3 protein-coding genes are annotated in these 2,370 nt (G+C 69.6%); 2 read left to right on the forward strand and 1 reads right to left on the reverse strand.

What is annotated here, in order from left to right; all coding sequences use genetic code 11:
• Window positions 1-1,271 (reverse strand): hypothetical protein (locus tag EB084_23840; GenBank protein NDD31294.1); only part of this gene is annotated, 1,271 nt, incomplete at its 3' end.
• A 75-nt stretch (window positions 1,272-1,346) separates the two neighbouring features.
• Between EB084_23840 and EB084_23845 the strand changes: the two genes are divergently transcribed.
• Together EB084_23845 and EB084_23850 are read left to right on the forward strand one after the other, a co-directional pair.
• Window positions 1,347-1,751: a hypothetical protein gene (locus tag EB084_23845; GenBank protein ID NDD31295.1), complete on the forward strand. Its 405-nt coding sequence runs from the start codon at window positions 1,347-1,349 to the stop codon at window positions 1,749-1,751.
• A gap of 38 nt (window positions 1,752-1,789) precedes the next feature.
• Window positions 1,790-2,370, forward strand: a 581-nt coding sequence (locus EB084_23850) for an ATPase (GenBank protein ID NDD31296.1), incomplete at its 3' end; no start/stop codon positions are given.

Below are 2,370 nucleotides of genomic sequence, written 5' to 3' on the forward strand. Positions count from 1 at the left end.
GCGGCGCGACGCCGGACGGGCTGCACGCGGCGCAGGGCGTGCGAGAGCAGCTGGATGAGGATGGACCCGTAGATGAAGATGTTCAGCGCATCCCATCCGGCCCAGTCCGGGAACCAGATGGCGAGCTTCACGAAGGCGTAGGCGCCCACCGCGGCCGTGGCGATGGCAAGCGCGCCCTGGAGACGGCGCGGCCAGCCTTCAGGCGCGCCGAAAACGCATCCCAGGGTGTTCAGCATCATCAGCATCAGCCCGATTCCGATAGCGCTCGGGCCGGCCTTCCACAGCTTGAGCCCGAGTGCGAACGTGGCGATGCCTGCGACGAAGATGCCCGCCAGGGTCCCTTCGCTGCGCTGCGCGCGGGTCACCGCGGGGCGGGCTTCCGGGTGCAGCGTCAGCAGCAGGTGTGACAACGAGCCCGCCACCGACTGCACGTAGGCGAGGACCGCGCGCAGCACGACCGCGGCGTAGACGAGTGCGCGTGCACGCGGGGCGCGCTTCGACAGGCCCACGAGGGCCTGGTTCAGGGCGTAGTCGATGAGCACGCTCTTCGAGCCCTTGCGCACTTCGGTGTGGAACTGCCGCATCATCCACAGCGCCACCGCGCTGTAGCCGGGGAAGAGGGGAGGCAGGGCGACGACCAGGCCTTCCCGGGCCCAGGGGGAGCGGGCCTCGATCTGAAGGGAGTGCAGGAAAGCCGTCTGGGCTCTTTCCTTGTCGCCTCGCTCCAGCGCGCTCCACCCTTCCTCGGCCGCGGTGAGCGGGTCGTCCGGGAGGTTTGCGAGCACCTCTCGAATCGTTACGCGCGCCTCTTCGGCTCGACCGAGCATGAGCAGCACACGGGCGCGCACGCGGGCACAGTCTCGGTGCATGGGGGCGTAGACCAGGCCTTGTTCAGCGGTGGCCCGGGCCTCGGTGAAGCGTTTCTGCAGTTCGTGGATGCGTGCCGCCAGGCCCAGGGCGTCGGCGTTCGTGGCATCTGCGGCCAGGGCGCGCTGCACGGCGATCTGAGCGCCCCGGAGGCGATGGGCGTCGATCTCCACCGCCGCCAGCGCGGTCCAGGCGGCGGTGGCGTCCGGGTTGAGCTCCACCGCCCTCACGGCGTGCTTCTCGGCCCCCTCCACGTCTTCTCCGGCGAGGCAGCAGCGGGAGAGCCCGGCCTGGGTCTCGGCGCTGTCGCCGGCGACGGCGGCAAGGTCTCGGAAGGCCGTTGCGGCCTCTTCCCAGCGCTCTTCTTGCAAGAGCAGACGGGCCTTCTCGTGGGGAACGCTCATGTGGGGAGACTCCTTGGACACCTGTGGCGTGCTGTGGTGCAGGATTCGACTGCTCCCCCGTAGCATCCCCCTGCCATGTCCACCCCCTCGCCCTTCACCCTCGACGATCTGGCCTGGCTGGCCGGCGACTGGCGGGGTGAGCCCCCGCACGAGACCCTCGAGCAGCACTATACGACGGTCGCGGGGGGCACCTTGCTCGCCACCAGCCGTCTGACCCACGACGGGCAGAGCCCCCACCGGGAGATGCTGCTCTTCGAGCAGGGGGGCGATGGCAGGCTTCGGCTCACGGTCGTTCATCCGGGGCAGGGAGAGGATGTCTACGAGGCCGCGGGAACGGGCGACGACGGTTTCGTCTTCGCCTGCGACCCGTCCGGGCGGCGCATCGCGCTGCGTCGCCTGGGTGCCTCGCGGCTGGCCATCCGGTTCGAGAAGGAGGGCGAGGGCGGAACCCGCGCATTCGCGTTCACCCTCGCGCGGTGACGCCAGGAAACGGGGGGGCTGAATGGGAAGTCATGGAAATGGATTCCCCGAATCGAACAGACGCACAGGTCCTTCGCCCGCCCGCGGAGACGCGCTATCACGACGAGCTAGAGGCTCTCTCGCGCTCTGATCGCCGTCCCCGTCCCCCATCGTGGCGCTTGTCGCCCACGGCTGTGGCGACCTACCTTCTCGGGGGGGAGACCGACGATGGGGTCTCCATCTCGCCCAAGTACATCGGGTCGCGGCGCCTCATCGAGATCGCCATCGCGACGCTTGCCACCGATCGCGCGCTGCTGCTGCTGGGCGTGCCGGGAACGGCCAAGACGTGGGTGTCTGAGCACCTTGCGGCCGCCGTCTCGGGTGATTCGTGCCTGCTCGTGCAGGGCACGGCCGGCACCCCCGAAGAGTCGGTGCGCTACGGGTGGAACTACGCGCTGCTGCTGTCCCAGGGGCCGAGTCGCGAGGCGCTGGTGCCGTCGCCCGTGATGCGGGCCATGGAAGCCGGCAAGGTGGTGCGCGTCGAAGAGCTCACGCGCATCCCCTCTGACGTGCAAGACGCCCTCATCACCGCGCTCTCCGAGAAGAGCCTGCAGATCCCGGAGCTCGACACCCAGGTGCT

This window comes from Pseudomonadota bacterium (assembly GCA_010028905.1).
Lineage (GTDB): Bacteria > Vulcanimicrobiota > Xenobia > RGZZ01 > RGZZ01 > RGZZ01.